The sequence below is a fragment of the Sporosarcina sp. D27 genome (assembly GCF_000586555.1).
In the GTDB taxonomy this organism is placed as follows: domain Bacteria; phylum Bacillota; class Bacilli; order Bacillales_A; family Planococcaceae; genus Sporosarcina.
Map to the genome: position 1 here is coordinate 396,149 of NZ_AZUC01000047.1, position 14,375 is coordinate 410,523.

The 14,375-nt window shown below is 42.2% G+C and carries 12 protein-coding genes; 3 read left to right on the forward strand and 9 right to left on the reverse strand.

Going from position 1 to position 14,375, the window contains the following annotated elements; translation table 11 throughout:
- The 4 genes from N693_RS0112605 to cyoE form a co-directional block, all read right to left on the reverse strand.
- The gene (locus N693_RS0112605) at window positions 1-627 is read right to left on the reverse strand and encodes a cytochrome c oxidase subunit 3 (protein WP_025785195.1); all 627 of its coding nucleotides are present in this window, start codon (window positions 625-627) and stop codon (window positions 1-3) included.
- Complete coding sequence (locus N693_RS0112610) at window positions 627-2,507, reverse strand: cytochrome c oxidase subunit I (RefSeq protein ID WP_025785196.1); 1,881 nt, start codon at window positions 2,505-2,507, stop codon at window positions 627-629. The genes N693_RS0112605 and N693_RS0112610 overlap by 1 nt, the downstream gene beginning before the upstream one ends.
- 35 nt (window positions 2,508-2,542) lie before the next feature.
- Entirely contained in the window at window positions 2,543-3,607 is a 1,065-nt protein-coding gene (coxB, locus tag N693_RS0112615) for a cytochrome c oxidase subunit II (RefSeq protein ID WP_025785197.1), read from the reverse strand.
- A 97-nt stretch (window positions 3,608-3,704) separates the two neighbouring features.
- Window positions 3,705-4,625, reverse strand: a complete 921-nt coding sequence (gene cyoE, locus N693_RS0112620) for a heme o synthase (protein ID WP_025785198.1) — start codon at window positions 4,623-4,625, stop codon at window positions 3,705-3,707.
- 320 nt (window positions 4,626-4,945) lie between these two features.
- On the opposite strand from cyoE, the gene N693_RS0112625 reads away from it, so the two are divergent.
- Complete coding sequence (locus N693_RS0112625) at window positions 4,946-5,857, forward strand: heme A synthase (RefSeq protein WP_025785199.1); 912 nt, start codon at window positions 4,946-4,948, stop codon at window positions 5,855-5,857.
- Between the two features lie 383 nt (window positions 5,858-6,240).
- Here the strand turns inward: N693_RS0112625 and pyc are convergent, their stop codons facing one another.
- From pyc to N693_RS0112640, 3 genes are read right to left on the reverse strand one after another with little or no spacing between them, the layout of a single operon-like run.
- Window positions 6,241-9,678 carry a pyruvate carboxylase gene (gene pyc / locus N693_RS0112630; RefSeq protein ID WP_025785200.1) on the reverse strand — a complete coding sequence of 1,146 codons (3,438 nt, stop codon included), beginning with the start codon at window positions 9,676-9,678 and terminating at the stop codon, window positions 6,241-6,243.
- A 23-nt stretch (window positions 9,679-9,701) separates the two neighbouring features.
- Complete coding sequence (locus N693_RS0112635) at window positions 9,702-10,865, reverse strand: FtsW/RodA/SpoVE family cell cycle protein (RefSeq protein WP_025785201.1); 1,164 nt, start codon at window positions 10,863-10,865, stop codon at window positions 9,702-9,704.
- A 60-nt stretch (window positions 10,866-10,925) separates the two neighbouring features.
- A complete protein-coding gene (locus N693_RS0112640; protein ID WP_025785202.1) occupies window positions 10,926-11,207 on the reverse strand; it encodes a YlaN family protein in 282 nt (93 codons plus the stop codon).
- 179 nt (window positions 11,208-11,386) lie between these two features.
- Between N693_RS0112640 and N693_RS0112645 the strand changes: the two genes are divergently transcribed.
- Both N693_RS0112645 and N693_RS0112650 read left to right on the forward strand, forming a co-directional pair.
- Window positions 11,387-11,884: a hypothetical protein gene (locus N693_RS0112645; RefSeq protein ID WP_025785203.1), complete on the forward strand. Its 498-nt coding sequence runs from the start codon at window positions 11,387-11,389 to the stop codon at window positions 11,882-11,884.
- A 14-nt stretch (window positions 11,885-11,898) separates the two neighbouring features.
- The gene (locus N693_RS0112650) at window positions 11,899-12,102 is read left to right on the forward strand and encodes a YlaI family protein (RefSeq protein ID WP_025785204.1); all 204 of its coding nucleotides are present in this window, start codon (window positions 11,899-11,901) and stop codon (window positions 12,100-12,102) included.
- Window positions 12,103-12,119: 17 nt separating this feature from the next.
- Here N693_RS0112650 and N693_RS0112655 read toward each other — a convergent pair whose 3' ends face one another.
- Window positions 12,120-12,452: a YlaH-like family protein gene (locus N693_RS0112655; RefSeq protein WP_253271189.1), complete on the reverse strand. Its 333-nt coding sequence runs from the start codon at window positions 12,450-12,452 to the stop codon at window positions 12,120-12,122.
- 24 nt (window positions 12,453-12,476) lie between these two features.
- Window positions 12,477-14,309 (reverse strand): translational GTPase TypA, encoded by a 1,833-nt coding sequence (gene typA, locus N693_RS19260; RefSeq protein ID WP_037593200.1) that lies wholly within the window; start codon window positions 14,307-14,309, stop codon window positions 12,477-12,479.
- Window positions 14,310-14,375 lie beyond the last annotated feature (66 nt).

Below are 14,375 nucleotides of genomic sequence, written 5' to 3' on the forward strand. Positions count from 1 at the left end.
TTATCCGATCACTCCCATCAAGTAAACTACCGTAAAGATGAATACCCATACGACGTCAATGAAGTGCCAGTAAAGTGAGAAAGTGTAGTACTTAGATGCATTATACAGGTTCAAACCACGCTTTGCATTTCGGAAGATCAATAGTGTTATCCAAACGAGTCCGACAGCAACGTGGAAACCGTGTGTTCCTACAAGTGTAAAGAACGAAGAACTAAATGCACTATTTCCAAACGTAAATCCTTCATGTACGTAATGATTGAACTCATATACTTCCAGTCCAAGGAAACAAAGTCCTAGGATTGCAGTAATAGCTAACCAAAGTTGCATTTTCTTGAAGTTGTAGTTCTTCATATGGTGCATAGCATACACACTTGTAAGTGAAGAAGTTAATAGCAACAAGGTCATGACAAACACTAATGGAAGCTGGTACAACTCTTGCGTTGAAAATCCGAAACCACTTGGTCCCTTGTTTTTTAACGCCATATAAGTAGCAAATAATGTTGCGAATAGAATGGTTTCTCCACCAAGGAAGAGCCAGAATCCAACAAACTTATTTTTTCCTTCAAGCGTTGCACGCTCAGGGTGTTCCGGCCAAGTTTCCGGAGTGAATTTTTTATTCAAATCCATCAGTTTTGACCCCCTTTGCTAGCATTGTTAACATCACGCTGAATTTCTTCTTTAGTTACATGGTAGCCTAGGTCATCTTTCAATGAACGCATGGCCATTGCTACGAACGTCCAAGCAAGACCGAAGATGAGCAATGGAAGTCCCCAAGAAGTTTCTTGGTGGAACATAGCACCAAATCCAGCGATGAACAAACCGACTGACATGAAGAATGGAATGATTGAACCATGCGGCATGTGAATATCGGTTACAGGTTCAGCAAATGTAAGCCCAGTTGCATTCCCTTCCTGCTTTTCAATCCAAACAGTATCAAGTCCACGGACGAGTGGAGTTTGAGTAAAGTTGTAGAACGGTGGTGGTGACGGAATTGCCCATTCAAGCGTACGTCCATCGCCCCATGGATCATTTCCAACACGCACGTTTTTAACAGTTGTCATGATGATATTGATTACTAACACAATAACACCAATCGCCATTAGAAGTGCTCCGAAGGAACTGATCATGTTTGCTGTATTCCAGCCTTGTCCATCCATATATGTCCAAACTCGACGTGGCATTCCCCAGAATCCAAGCCAGTGCTGGATAAGGAATGTACAGTGGAATCCAACAAAGAAGAATACAAATGTGATTTTACCAAGTGTTTCACTGAGCATTGTTCCAAACATCTTAGGCCAGTAAAGGTGTACTCCAGCTAAGATTGCAAGTACAACTCCACCGACAATTACGTAGTGGAAGTGAGCAACAATGAAATAACTATCGTGTAACTGATAGTCAAGAGGTGCAGCACCCTGCATAACCCCAGTAACTCCACCCATTACGAACGATGGGATGAAACCAAGTGCATACAACATTGGAGTTGTAACGGAAATGCTTCCGCCCCAAATTGTAAGCAACCAGTTAAAGATTTTAACACCAGTTGGTACAGCAATCGCCATCGTCGCAACTGCGAAAATTGCGTTAGCTGTTGGCCCAAGACCTACTGTAAACATGTGGTGAGCCCATACCATGAATCCTAAGAAACCAATCAATACTGTCGCAAATACCATCGCCGGATACCCGAAGAGACGTTTACGAGAGAAAATTGAAAAGATTTCAGAGAAAATACCGAATGCCGGCAAGATCAGGATATATACTTCAGGGTGACCGAAAATCCAGAAAATATGCTCCCAGATAATTGTGTTTCCACCCATCTGATGGTCGAAGAAGTTCGCATCGAACATTCGATCGAATGTCAAGAAGAACAATCCTACAGTAAGTGGTGGGAATGCGAATAAGATCATTGCTGAAGCGACAAACGTCGTCCAAGTGAACAATGGCATCCTCATATACGTCATACCTGGTGCACGCATATTAATGATGGTTACAAGGAAGTTAATCCCGCCCATCAGCGTACCTCCACCTGCGATTTGAAGTCCTATCGCATAAAAGTCAATACCATGTCCAGGAGATGCAAGTGAAAGTGATGCATATGAAGTCCATCCAGCATCAGGAACCTGTCCGAAAAACCAAGAAACGTTTAAGAACACGCCTCCCAAGAAGAACATCCAGAATCCAAGTGAGTTAATGAATGGGAATGCAACGTCACGTGCTCCAATTTGGAGTGGCATGATATAGTTCATAAAACCAAATAGTATCGGCATGGCGGCCAGGAAAATCATCGTAGTACCATGCATTGTGATTAAATCATTAAAAAGACCTGCACTTACAAGGTCATTGTTCGGCTTTAACAGCTGGAGACGAATAATCATCGCTTCAATACCGCCGACGACGAAGAAGAAACCGCCGCCAATGAGGTAAAGAATTCCGATTTTCTTATGGTCGACGGTTGTCATCCAATCCCAAAGCGCTGCGCCGAATCCTCTTTTTTGAGCAACAGAACTCACGTTGTTTTACCTCCTCTTCAATATCGCGTTACGTATTACTGCTCAACAGACAAGCCAAGCAAGTACTCAGCTAAGTCATCCAATTCTTGTTCAGATAGCTGATTTTCAAAAGAAGGCATTGTGTTGCCCGGTTTAACTTTTTGTGGATTTTTAATCCATTCTTTCAAGTCTTCTTCATTATGTTTTAAGAAACCAGCTACGCGGTTACGGTCACCGAAAGATGCCAGGTTTGGACCTTGAGTTCCACCTTCACCAGCACCAGATGTCGCGTGACAACCGATACAGCTTTGCTTAAAGACTTCTTCTCCTGCTGCGTTTGCTACATTGTTTCCATCTTCAGTTGCTTTCATGTTTTTCGCCCATGCGTTGAACTCATCACGTGGTAAAGTTTTCACTTTGAAATCCATCAGTGAGTGAGACGGTCCGCACAGCTCAGCACATTTACCATAGAATACGCCGTCTTTAAGACCTTCTGATTCTTTGTCAAATGTCAGATAGAATTTGTTCAAGTTCTCAACGTTCGTATCCATCTTCCCGCCAATTGCCGGAATCCAGAAGGAGTGTTTCACGTCTGCCGCTTTTAAGTTAAAGTAGATTTTTTCCTTTGTTGGTACTACGAGCTCTTGAGCTGTCACAATACCAAGTTCAGGGTATTCGAATTCCCACCAGTAAAGCTTAGCGGTTACATCTACAACAAGGTGTTTAGCTTTTCCATCATCAGTAACTTCTTCCATTGCTTTTACGTCCCCAAGTTTGTAAGTGTAATATACGGTAGGAACTGCAAGAATGATAATGAGGATAATTGGAATAATAGTCCAAACAAGCTCCAATTTATGGCTACCTTCAACTTGTTCAGGTATGAAATCCTCACCTAGTTTCGAACGTCTGAAACGAATCAGTGCTACTACATAAATTGCGACTACAACAAGAATGACGAACAGCATGATTCCCGAAGCAAGCATCAGTAGTTTAAACTGATCTTTACCTACCTGACCAGCTGGTAGAAGCGTGGATAATTCCTCTTGGCCACATCCTGCTAAAAATACAGTCAGAACCGCTAACAAGGAAAAGAGACGCCATTTTTTGAGTCCTTTCATCATCGCTTCATAATCCCTCTCTTTCTAATAGTGTTTTCTTCCATCGAGGAGTGAAGACCTCTCTATAATGAATTCCTGTCAAAGAAAGAATTCCATACATTTAGATGAAAATCGAAAAGATAATCATCGAGACAAAAAGAATTGTCATATAATTCAGCGAGTAGATGAACATGGACGTCGCCCACTTTAAATCATCTTTTACACGGAATCCTTTTAGTGCGAGTAATAACCAACCTACGTTCAACAATGTGGCAAGAACTAAAAACGCAGTTCCTAGCTCACTTAGCATGAATGGCAAAGGAAACAACAGCACAACCCATGCAAGCATTGATTTTTTTGTGCGGGCAAACCCTTTTACGACAGGTAACATCGGAATCCCGGCTGCTCCGTATTCATCTGTTTTCTTCATAGCAAGCGCGTAAAAATGAGGTGGCTGCCAGACAAACATAATTAGAAACAGTGACCAAGCTCCAAGTCCAAGTGACGGTTCCACTGCTGCCCAACCAATTAGTGGTGGAATAGCACCAGACAAACTTCCGACAATCGTATTGGATACGTGACGGCGTTTTGACCACATAGAATAGAGAACCACGTAACTGAATACTCCAGCTAGTCCAAGAAGCCCTGTAGTAGCATTTGCAGAAAACAGCAATATTTCTCCGATAGCTACAAAGCCCAACGCCATGGCGAGCACTGCAGGGGCCTTAAATCGCCCAGTTACTGTTGGTCTAGTTCTTGTCCTCGTCATAATCGGATCGATATCACGATCGATCAAGTTATTAAGCGCTGCTGAACCGGCTATGATCAGGGCAGTTCCGAATAGCGTAGCAATCATAAGGTCCAGTCTATGTACAAAGCTGATGTTCGCAAACTGGAACGCTAAGAAGAGACCTGTAAATGCAGTAATCAGGTTAGAATTTACAATTCCAATTTTAATAAGTGCTAAAAAGTCCTTCATGAATGTTGGTGCAATTACTGTTTCCGGTACCCTCTCTGCAGCAGTCGTACGACTATTTGACATGTTACTCCCCCTTTCAAAGCCTAATAAAAATGACCGCTGTACTTAACTATATCGAAAATCCTTCACAATTTCTATACAAAATCGCAATTTGTATAGAATTGCACAATCTCTCGAGGAATTATACAGCGCACACTCTATAGTAAATCATTCCACCTACCCATTTGTGAAGTTATCAGGTCTTTTTTATGAACATTTTGTGAAAAACAGAACCAATTTTCGTGTTCTTCGTTTCTGCCATTGTGTTTTAAGGTCTGATTCTCTATCATTAAAAATTAGAGACCTTTCAACGGTCGACATATTATAAAAGAAGGTGTCTTTGTTTGAAACGATACAACTACTTAAAATGGTTTGCGGTAGCTGCGACAATTGGGATGCTGCTCATCCTGCTCGGCGGTGCGCTCGTTACGAAAACAGACAGCGGTATGGGCTGTGGAAGACATTGGCCTGGCTGTAATGGACAACTCATTCCGGACGAGATTACCGCAGAAGTTCTCATTGAGTTTTCTCATCGCCTCGTTACAGGTGCTGTCGGAATTTTAATAGTGATTTTATCTGTATGGTCATGGAAAGCAATTGGACATGTTCGCGAAACTAAATTTCTTTCGGTTATGGCCTTATTTTTCCTCATTTTACAAGCACTCATTGGAGCAGCACAGGTCAAATGGGGACAAGGGGATTTTATCCTCGCTCTGCATTTCGGAATTTCATTGATTTCTTTTGCGGCCGTCTTGCTTCTCACCCTTCTCATATTTGAAGTGGATAAAAAGTTCGATGCCGACAAGATTCAAGTTGGATCCAAATTGAAATTCCATACAATCGGGGTTACCGTCTACTCGTACATCGTCATTTATACAGGTGCTCTTGTTCGGCATACAGAATCCAGTCTCGCCTGTGCAGATTGGCCACTTTGTAGAAATGATCAGTTCGAGCTTCCTTCCAATCTAAATGAATGGGTACAAATGGGACATCGAACTGCAGCTGCACTGATTGTTATCTGGCTTGTGTACATTGCCATCCTGGTTTGGCGTAACTATCGTGACCAAAAAGTATTGGTATGGGGCTGGTCGATTGCATTGATACTTGTTCTTGCGCAAGCAACGACTGGTATGCTGTCCATCTTCACCCGGTTGAACCTTACAATCGCATTGCTCCATTCCTTATTCGTGACATTATTATTCGGATTGCTGACTTACATGATTTTGTTACTATCCAGAGTACGAATTCAAAAATAATAAAAAAACAGCCACTCGAGTTTTCTGAGCGGCTGTTTTTTTGTGGTTTCTATTTGATTGGAGTGCGAACGATTGGTCAATTAGGTTATGACTTGTACATTTTCTTACGGGTTATGAGCACTTCTCGGCTTTTATGATCACTTTCCGCGGGTTATGAGCACTTTCCTGTTTTTATGATCACTTTCCGCGGGTTATGAGCACTTTCCTGCTTTTATGATCACTTTCCACGGGTTATGAGCACTTTCCTGTTTTTATGATCACTTTCCGCGGGTTATGAGCATATAACTATCCCCAAGTTTTATGAGCACACCAATCACTGCATGTGCTCATTCTCACCTAGTACCAGTATTCAACTAGCACTCACTAAACAAGCGCATCCCCAATCAATGCTCGAGTTCAATCAGCAAATCTCCCGTTGAAATCGCTTCACCTGGGGTTACATGAATTTCTTTTACGATACCGTCATATGGCGTTTGGATCGTTGTTTCCATCTTCATCGCTTCAGTGATTAACAAGTGTTGACCTCGGCGGACACGATCTCCTCTCTCAACAGCGAGCTGCAGAACCGTACCAGGCATCGTCGCAGCGATATGGGCGTCATTACCAGGATCCGCTTTTTGCTTTTTCACAGAATCCGTTTCAACACTAACATCTTGAATGACCACTTCACGTGGCTGTCCGTTCATCTCAAAGTAAACGACACGTGTTCCGTCTGCTTGAGGTTCACCGATGGAAACGAGCTTAACAATGAGCGTCTTCCCTACTTCAATCTCGACCTCAATCTCCTCACCTAATCTCATACCATATAGGAATTCAGGCGTTTGAATGACAGATAGGTTACCAAAGTCTTTATACATCGCCAGATATTCTTCAAATACTTTCGGATACAACGAATACGCTAATGCGTCATGTATGGTTGCTGGTTTCTCCAGTTCCCCATTGAGTTTTTCAATGACTTGTTCAAAATCAACAGGTTCTAGTAACTCCCCTGGACGCACAGTTAACGGCTTACGTCCTTTTAACACGACCTTCTGTAATTCCTCTGGGAATCCACCATAAGGCTGACCGATGTACCCTTCAAAAAACTCAATGACAGACTCTGGGAAGTCAATCGAGTTTCCTCTAGCAAGTACCGCATCTTCATCCAAATCATTTTGGACCATAAACAGCGCCATATCTCCAACAACTTTGGACGAAGGTGTCACTTTCACAATATCCCCGAACAACATATTGACGCGGGAGAACATTTCTTTAACTTCTTTCCAACGATTTCCGAGTCCGACACCCTTCGCTTGTTGCTGTAAATTGGAGTATTGACCACCCGGCATTTCATGGACGTACACTTCAGAATGCGGACTGATCATACCACTTTCAAAGTGAGTATAGTACTCACGCACGTCCTCCCAGTAGAAGGATAACTCTTCAAGTGCTTGAACATTTGTACGGACTCCACGGCCACCATACTGCAACGCATAGTAAAGCGAGTTAGCTGAAGGTTGGGAAGTGAGTCCAGACATGGCACCAAGTGCAGTATCGACAATATCGACACCTGCTTCAATAGCGCGTGTATACATGGCGATTCCGTTACCACTTGTATCATGAGAATGTAAGTGGATCGGGATATCGACGGTTGCTTTCAATTCAGAAATAAGTTGATATGCCGCTTCAGGCTTCAACAAACCAGCCATATCTTTCAAGGACAGAATATGGGCCCCTGCATTCTCAAGCTCTTTCGCCATTTCTTTATAGTAAGCAATCGTATATTTAGTCCTCATCGGATCTAATACATCCCCTGTGTAACAAAGAGCGGCTTCGGCAACTTTACCTTCTTGACGTACTGCATCGATTGCTACTTCCATCCCCTTGATCCAGTTCAAACTATCGAAAATACGGAATACGTCAATGCCCGCAGCTGCAGACTCTTTAACAAATTCCCGGATCACATTATCCGGATAGTTCTTGTAGCCAACTGCATTTGCTCCTCTAAATAGCATTTGGAACAATACGTTCGGGATTTGCTTGCGGAGCACTGCAAGTCGCTCCCACGGATCTTCTTTTAAGAAACGGTATGAAACGTCAAACGTCGCACCGCCCCACATTTCAAATGAGAATAGATCGGGCATCAAGCGGGCAGATTCTGCAGCTATATTCGTCATATCCGCCGTCCGGACACGTGTTGCAAGTAATGACTGATGGGCATCACGGAATGTGGTGTCTGTTAGTAACACATCTTCCTGTTCTTTGACCCATTTTGCTAACCCTTCTGGTCCTCTTTCATCCAGAATTTGTTTGGTTCCTTGCTTAGGAGGACTAGTCAAATCAACTTCAGGTTTGCGGGGAACTGCAAATACAGGTTTTGATTGCCGCCCGATTCCTGGGAATCCATTTACAGTAATTGTACCTAAGTAATTTAACACCTTCGTTCCCCGGTCTTTTCTGACTGGAAATTCAAATAATTCCGGAGCTGCATCTATGAAATTCGTCGTATAATCTCCTGTTAAGAAACTTTCATGACGGACAACATTTGCAAGGAAAGGAATATTTGTCTTAATCCCGCGGATGCGGAACTCTTGTAAGTTCCTGTCCATTTTGGATGCAGCTTCCCGAAACGTCATTCCCCATGTTGAAACTTTTACAAGCAACGAATCATAGTACGGAGTAATAACGGCTCCTTGGAATCCATTTCCTGCATCGAGACGGACACCAAATCCACCACCTGATCGGTAAACGGATAATTTCCCTGTATCAGGCATGAAATCGTTCAAAGGGTCTTCAGTTGTTACGCGTGCTTGTATTGCATATCCAAACAGAGGAATATCCTCTTGTGCCGGAACAGCTGACTGTCCAGTATGGAGATTCTCTCCGTCTGCAATAAAGATTTGTGTATGGACGATATCAATACCAGTTACCATTTCCGAAATCGTATGTTCAACTTGAATACGCGGATTGACTTCAATAAAGTAAAACTCATCATTTGCGACTAAAAATTCAACTGTCCCCGCATTTATGTAGTTTACATTTGACATGAGTTTAACCGCTGAATCACAAATAGCTTGTCTTAAATCATCAGACAATGAAATCGAAGGTGCAATTTCCACCAACTTTTGGTGGCGACGCTGTACTGAACAATCCCGTTCATACAGATGCACGATATTGCCGTGAGTGTCACCTAAGATCTGCACTTCAATATGTTTTGGTTCTCTAATCAGTTTTTCAACGTATACTTCGTCGGATCCGAATGCTGACTTCGCTTCAGATTTCGCACGATTATAAGATTCCTGAACTTCATCGGCATGCTCCACAATTCGCATCCCACGTCCGCCACCGCCAAGTGATGCTTTGATGATAATCGGATAACCATGAGAAGTCCCAAACGCTTCCACTTCTTCAATGGAGTAGACGGGCCCATCTGTACCTGGGATAACAGGGATCCCTGCTTGTATTGCTTGTGAACGCGCTTTCACTTTATCGCCAAACATCTCAAGATGACGAGAAGTCGGTCCAATAAAAATGATTCCTTCTTTTTCAAGACGTGCAGCAAACTCTTCGTTTTCTGCTAAAAAACCGTAACCTGGATGCACGGCATTAGCACCCGAACGTTTGGCGATTTCAATAATCCCATCGATGTCAAGATACGCATCGATTGGTTTCTTTCCTTCACCAATCAGATAGGATTCATCTGCTTTGTAACGATGAAACGACCCTCGGTCTTCTGCCGAATAAATCCCTACTGTTGGAATTTGAAGTTCAGTACACGCTCTGAAAATACGAATTGCAATTTCCCCACGGTTTGCAACCAGAATCTTTTTAATGGATTTCATTTCCACGTTAGGCACGCCCTTTTCTATTTATTTTTCTCATATCTAGTGAACATTGAAACATTCATCAATATTCCTAAAGCTAAAGATAACAGAATAATCGAAGTTCCGCCATAACTAATAAAGGGAAGCGTGACACCCGTCAATGGAATGAGCCCTGTCACCCCACCGAGATTGATGAACGTTTGAATACCAATGAGGGCACCAATACCTGAAGCAAGCATTCTAGCATGGGGATCTTTAGTAGATAACGCAATCCAAAAAGCACGTACTACTAAAAACCCTAATCCTCCGATTACAAGGATCGTTCCAAAGATACCAAGTTCTTCAGCGATGATCGCCATGATGAAATCGGTATGCGGTTCAGGCAAATATCCCATTTTTTGAACTGAGTTTCCTAGTCCAAGTCCAAGTAGACCTCCTGCACCGATTGCAATGTAGCCATTCACAATTTGAAGTCCAGATCCTTGTATATATTGGAATGGGTCGCGATAGGCTGTAAAACGCCCCATACGACTTCCTGTCATAACAGAATCCCAAGAGAAAAATAAAACGATCCCTACAAGAACTAGGATTGCAGCAACAAACAAACTCAACTTTCCGAAAGTCTTGACGTTTATGCCGCTTGCGGCCATTACGCATATGGATGTTGCAATAATGATAAAGGTTGCCCCGATATCAGTTTCCATCATAACGGACCCAACTGCGAAACCTAATATAATGACCGGGGGTACGATCGCTGTATTAATACTGTTGATTGTTCCAGCATCGTACTTATTTGCAAACACACCTGCAAAATATATAATCATCACAATTTTTGCAAGTTCAGAAGGTTGTATGCTCCCTACCGGAAGATTAATCCAGGATTGTGAGCCTACTTCTCCACCAAATCCAATGAAATGAACAAGAAACAGCAACAATAGCATGACAGCAACAGTCACTACCATAAAATACTTTTTACGGTATAGTTTGTATGGTAGAAAAGCCGTAAAGAAAAATCCCAGAATTGCGATAATCACACTCACAAGCTGCTGGTTAAAAAACTTATCAGGCTCCCAGCCATATCGATTCACAGCCCATACCATACTGGAACTGTAAATCATGACAAGCCCAAAAAGACAAAGTACTAGATATGTAAAAAACAATGGAAAATCAAAATGGCGAAATATTCGCTTTGCATAACTTTTCAAGAAAACCCCTCGTATCTGTAAATAAAAAACTCAAACTTTAGGTTAGTTTGAGTCTTTTGTTTATTTTTTTATGCTCAGTTCATGTAAGATGTTCATTTCCTTCTCTAAAGCAGAAAGTATGTTCTTTCCACGCTCTCGCTCAATAAGACCAAGCTTTACAGCAAAGTCAATTTCACGAGACAGCCCATACATTTGCGTGTCCAATACTTCCTCATATAGAGGACATTGCGGCATCGTCAAATGATCCATCTGCACTTTAATAAGTTGGGCAATTTTGTCTGCATCCGCCTGCAGCTGCATTATGGCTTTTTCCTGATAAGTTTCCTGTACTTCTATATCCATGAGGACGCCCCCATTACTCTTATTTCAGCAAGCTGCTATAGAGTAAATTGTAGCTGTACAAAGCTGAAATTGCAAGTATTTCCCGTAGTGTTCTAACGACTTATAGCCAGATAACTTCCGATTGAGAACAAATAGAGGTATACTGTAATATAGAAACGAATGAGCTGGGAGGATTTATTGTGGAAACAATTGTACCGATTAAAGGGAATGTGAAACATACGATTACGCTCGATCCAACTGTCTGGATTTTCGATGACAGACGACTCGACTTAGAGACCTACTTTACTACTGAGGTTGAAGAGTTTGATGAAATGGAAGACTATAAAGAACGAATGGGGAAGCATTGGTCCCGTGAAATTATGGAAGGCGCAACCTATCCTCCAACATTGAAATCCGAAAAAAAATATGAGAAACAAAAAATGTTAACAGGTACATTCGGTATCATTTTTGAGCCATTCTTAAACAATGCGATTCCGGCAGAGGATGCAACAACGATCACTTTTGAAACAGCAGATGGAGAGCATAGTTTCCCCATTGAAGATGCAGCGAACCTGCTCTTTCAGTTCAGTCTGGAAGGTAAACCGCTGAAAGAAGATGGTCCGATTCATGTTTTACTAAAAGATGGCTCAACTCGAAAGAATCCAATCCGTAATGTTACGGCAATTCGCATTAGCTAAAGAGAGGTGCAACGATGCGTGTTAAATGTGTAATGTGTGATGAAATCGGTAAACTAAGCGACGAGGATCCACTCGCAAAGAAATTACGCAATCGTCCAATTCATACGTATATGTGTGAACCTTGCAGAGATCGTATTGGTGAGTTGACTAAATTGCGGATAGCAACAGGAAAATTCACTTTCCGTCGAAGTTCCCATCCAGCTGAAATTGAATTTTAAAAAAAGATCCAGTCGCATTATGCGACTGGATCTTTTTTATGTTCATTTAATCTGCGGACTCTATATATAATAAGAATCAGCGCGGCTACAATTAGCCCTTCCACAATCGGAAGGAAAAATGCTAAGAACGTTAGCACGAGGCAGCCGATAAACAAAAACGTATAAATGACAAGATTTTGCAATGGCTTGATTTTTCTAGCAAACCCCAGTTTATACACTAGGGCTGCCAGCAAAAACACGAGGGCGAACAATACATAGCCGGCGGCATCGAAATTCGGCATCATTTCGTAGATAAACTTCGCCATACCAGACATCTTAGTGGCTACGAGCTCTGAATCCTCTACCTTCATTCAACACATTCCTTTCATAACTGCTTATTTGCTCTTTTTTTGTGCTTTTTCACGTTCGTTTTTATCAAGGATTTTCTTACGAATACGAATTGACTCTGGTGTTACCTCACAGTATTCGTCTTCTGAAGCATATTGAAGTGCTTCTTCAAGAGTCATGATTTTTGGTTTTTTAGTTGAAACTGTTTGGTCCTTTGTTGCAGAACGAACGTTTGTCGCGTGTTTCACACGTGTTAAGTTGATAGTGATATCACTTTCACGAGTATTTTCACCAACAACCATTCCAGCATAGATATCCGTACCAGCTTCGACAAACATGATTCCGCGATCTTCAAGTTGCATCACACTGTATGCTGTTACTTTTCCGTTTTCCATGGAAACGAGAACACCATTACGTCGTCCGCCAACTTTACCAGCTGACATCGGCTTATAAGAATCGAACGTGTGGTTCAAGATTCCGTAACCGCGTGTAAGAGTTAAGAAGTCTGTAGAATAACCAATCAATCCACGTGCAGGGACAAGGAATGTCATACGAACTTGTCCATTACCATTGTTAACCATGTCGAGCATTTCACCTTTACGCTCACCCATAGATTCGATGACAGAACCCGTATATTCTTCAGGAACGTCAATTTGCACGTTTTCTACTGGTTCACAACGTACACCGTCAATCGTTTTAACGATAACTTCCGGTTTTGAAACTTGAAGTTCAAATCCTTCACGGCGCATGTTTTCGATCAAAATCGACAAGTGAAGTTCTCCACGGCCAGAAACAGTCCATGCATCCGGTGATTCCGTTGGATCTACACGTAACGATACGTCTGTTTGCAATTGCTGCTGAAGACGTTCTTCAATTTTTCTTGAAGTCACCCATTTACCTTCACGGCCAGCGAACGGGCTGTTGTTCACGAGGAACTTCATTTGCAATGTAGGCTCGTCTACATGAAGCAATGGCAAGGCTTCCTGATGATCTGTCGGACAAACTGTTTCACCAACGTCGATATCATCCATACCAGAAATCGCAATCAAGTCACCTGCATGCGCTTCTTGGATTTCAATACGTTTTAATCCTAGGAAGCCGTACATTTTAGTAACACGGAAGTTCTTCACTGAACCATCACGTTTCATAACGCTTACTTGTTGACCTACTGTCATCGTACCGCGGAATACGCGTCCGATACCAATACGTCCTACATAGTCACTATAATCTAAAAGAGAAACCTGGAATTGTAGCGGCTCTTCACGATTGTCGATTGGTGCTGGAATTTTATCCAAAATTGCATCATAAAGTACTTCAAGTGTCTCTTCTTGGTCAGCAGGATCTGGTGAAAGGCTTGCAGTACCATTAAATCCTGATGCGAATACTACAGGGAATTCAAGCTGTTCATCATTTGCATCTAATTCGATGAAGAGTTCAAGTACTTCATCAACCACTTCTTCAGGACGTGCAAATTCGCGGTCAATCTTATTAACAACTACGATTGGCTTCAAATTGATTTCAAGCGCTTTTTTCAATACAAAACGTGTTTGTGGCATACACCCTTCAAATGCATCGACAACTAGCACAACGCCGTCTACCATTTTCAAGATACGTTCAACTTCACCACCAAAGTCAGCGTGTCCTGGTGTGTCCAAGATATTGATTTTCGTGTCTTTATATTCGATCGCAGTGTTCTTCGCAAGAATTGTAATTCCACGCTCACGCTCAAGCTCGTTTGAGTCCATTGCGCGCTCTTCTACATGCTCGTTTGAACGGAAAATACCGGATTGCTTCAATAACTGGTCGACTAGTGTTGTTTTACCATGGTCAACGTGGGCGATAATAGCTATATTTCTAAGATCATTTCGTGTGTTTGTCATCATTTCACTCCATCTGTCTTTATTCAGTTGATTAACTGTGTTATTATAGCACAAGATACTTCGAGA

Bases quoted from the DNA above. Each gene is read 5' to 3' on its own strand.
- typA (WP_037593200.1), bottom strand. From the start codon at position 14,309: ATGACAAACACACGAAATGATCTTAGAAATATAGCTATTATCGCCCAC.
- coxB (WP_025785197.1), bottom strand. From the start codon at position 3,607: ATGATGAAAGGACTCAAAAAATGGCGTCTCTTTTCCTTGTTAGCGGTT.
- N693_RS0112640 (WP_025785202.1), bottom strand. From the start codon at position 11,207: ATGGATATAGAAGTACAGGAAACTTATCAGGAAAAAGCCATAATGCAG.
- pyc (WP_025785200.1), bottom strand. From the start codon at position 9,678: ATGAAATCCATTAAAAAGATTCTGGTTGCAAACCGTGGGGAAATTGCA.
- cyoE (WP_025785198.1), bottom strand. From the start codon at position 4,625: ATGTCAAATAGTCGTACGACTGCTGCAGAGAGGGTACCGGAAACAGTA.
- N693_RS0112655 (WP_253271189.1), bottom strand. From the start codon at position 12,452: ATGAAGGTAGAGGATTCAGAGCTCGTAGCCACTAAGATGTCTGGTATG.
- N693_RS0112650 (WP_025785204.1), top strand. From the start codon at position 11,899: ATGCGTGTTAAATGTGTAATGTGTGATGAAATCGGTAAACTAAGCGAC.
- N693_RS0112605 (WP_025785195.1), bottom strand. From the start codon at position 627: ATGGATTTGAATAAAAAATTCACTCCGGAAACTTGGCCGGAACACCCT.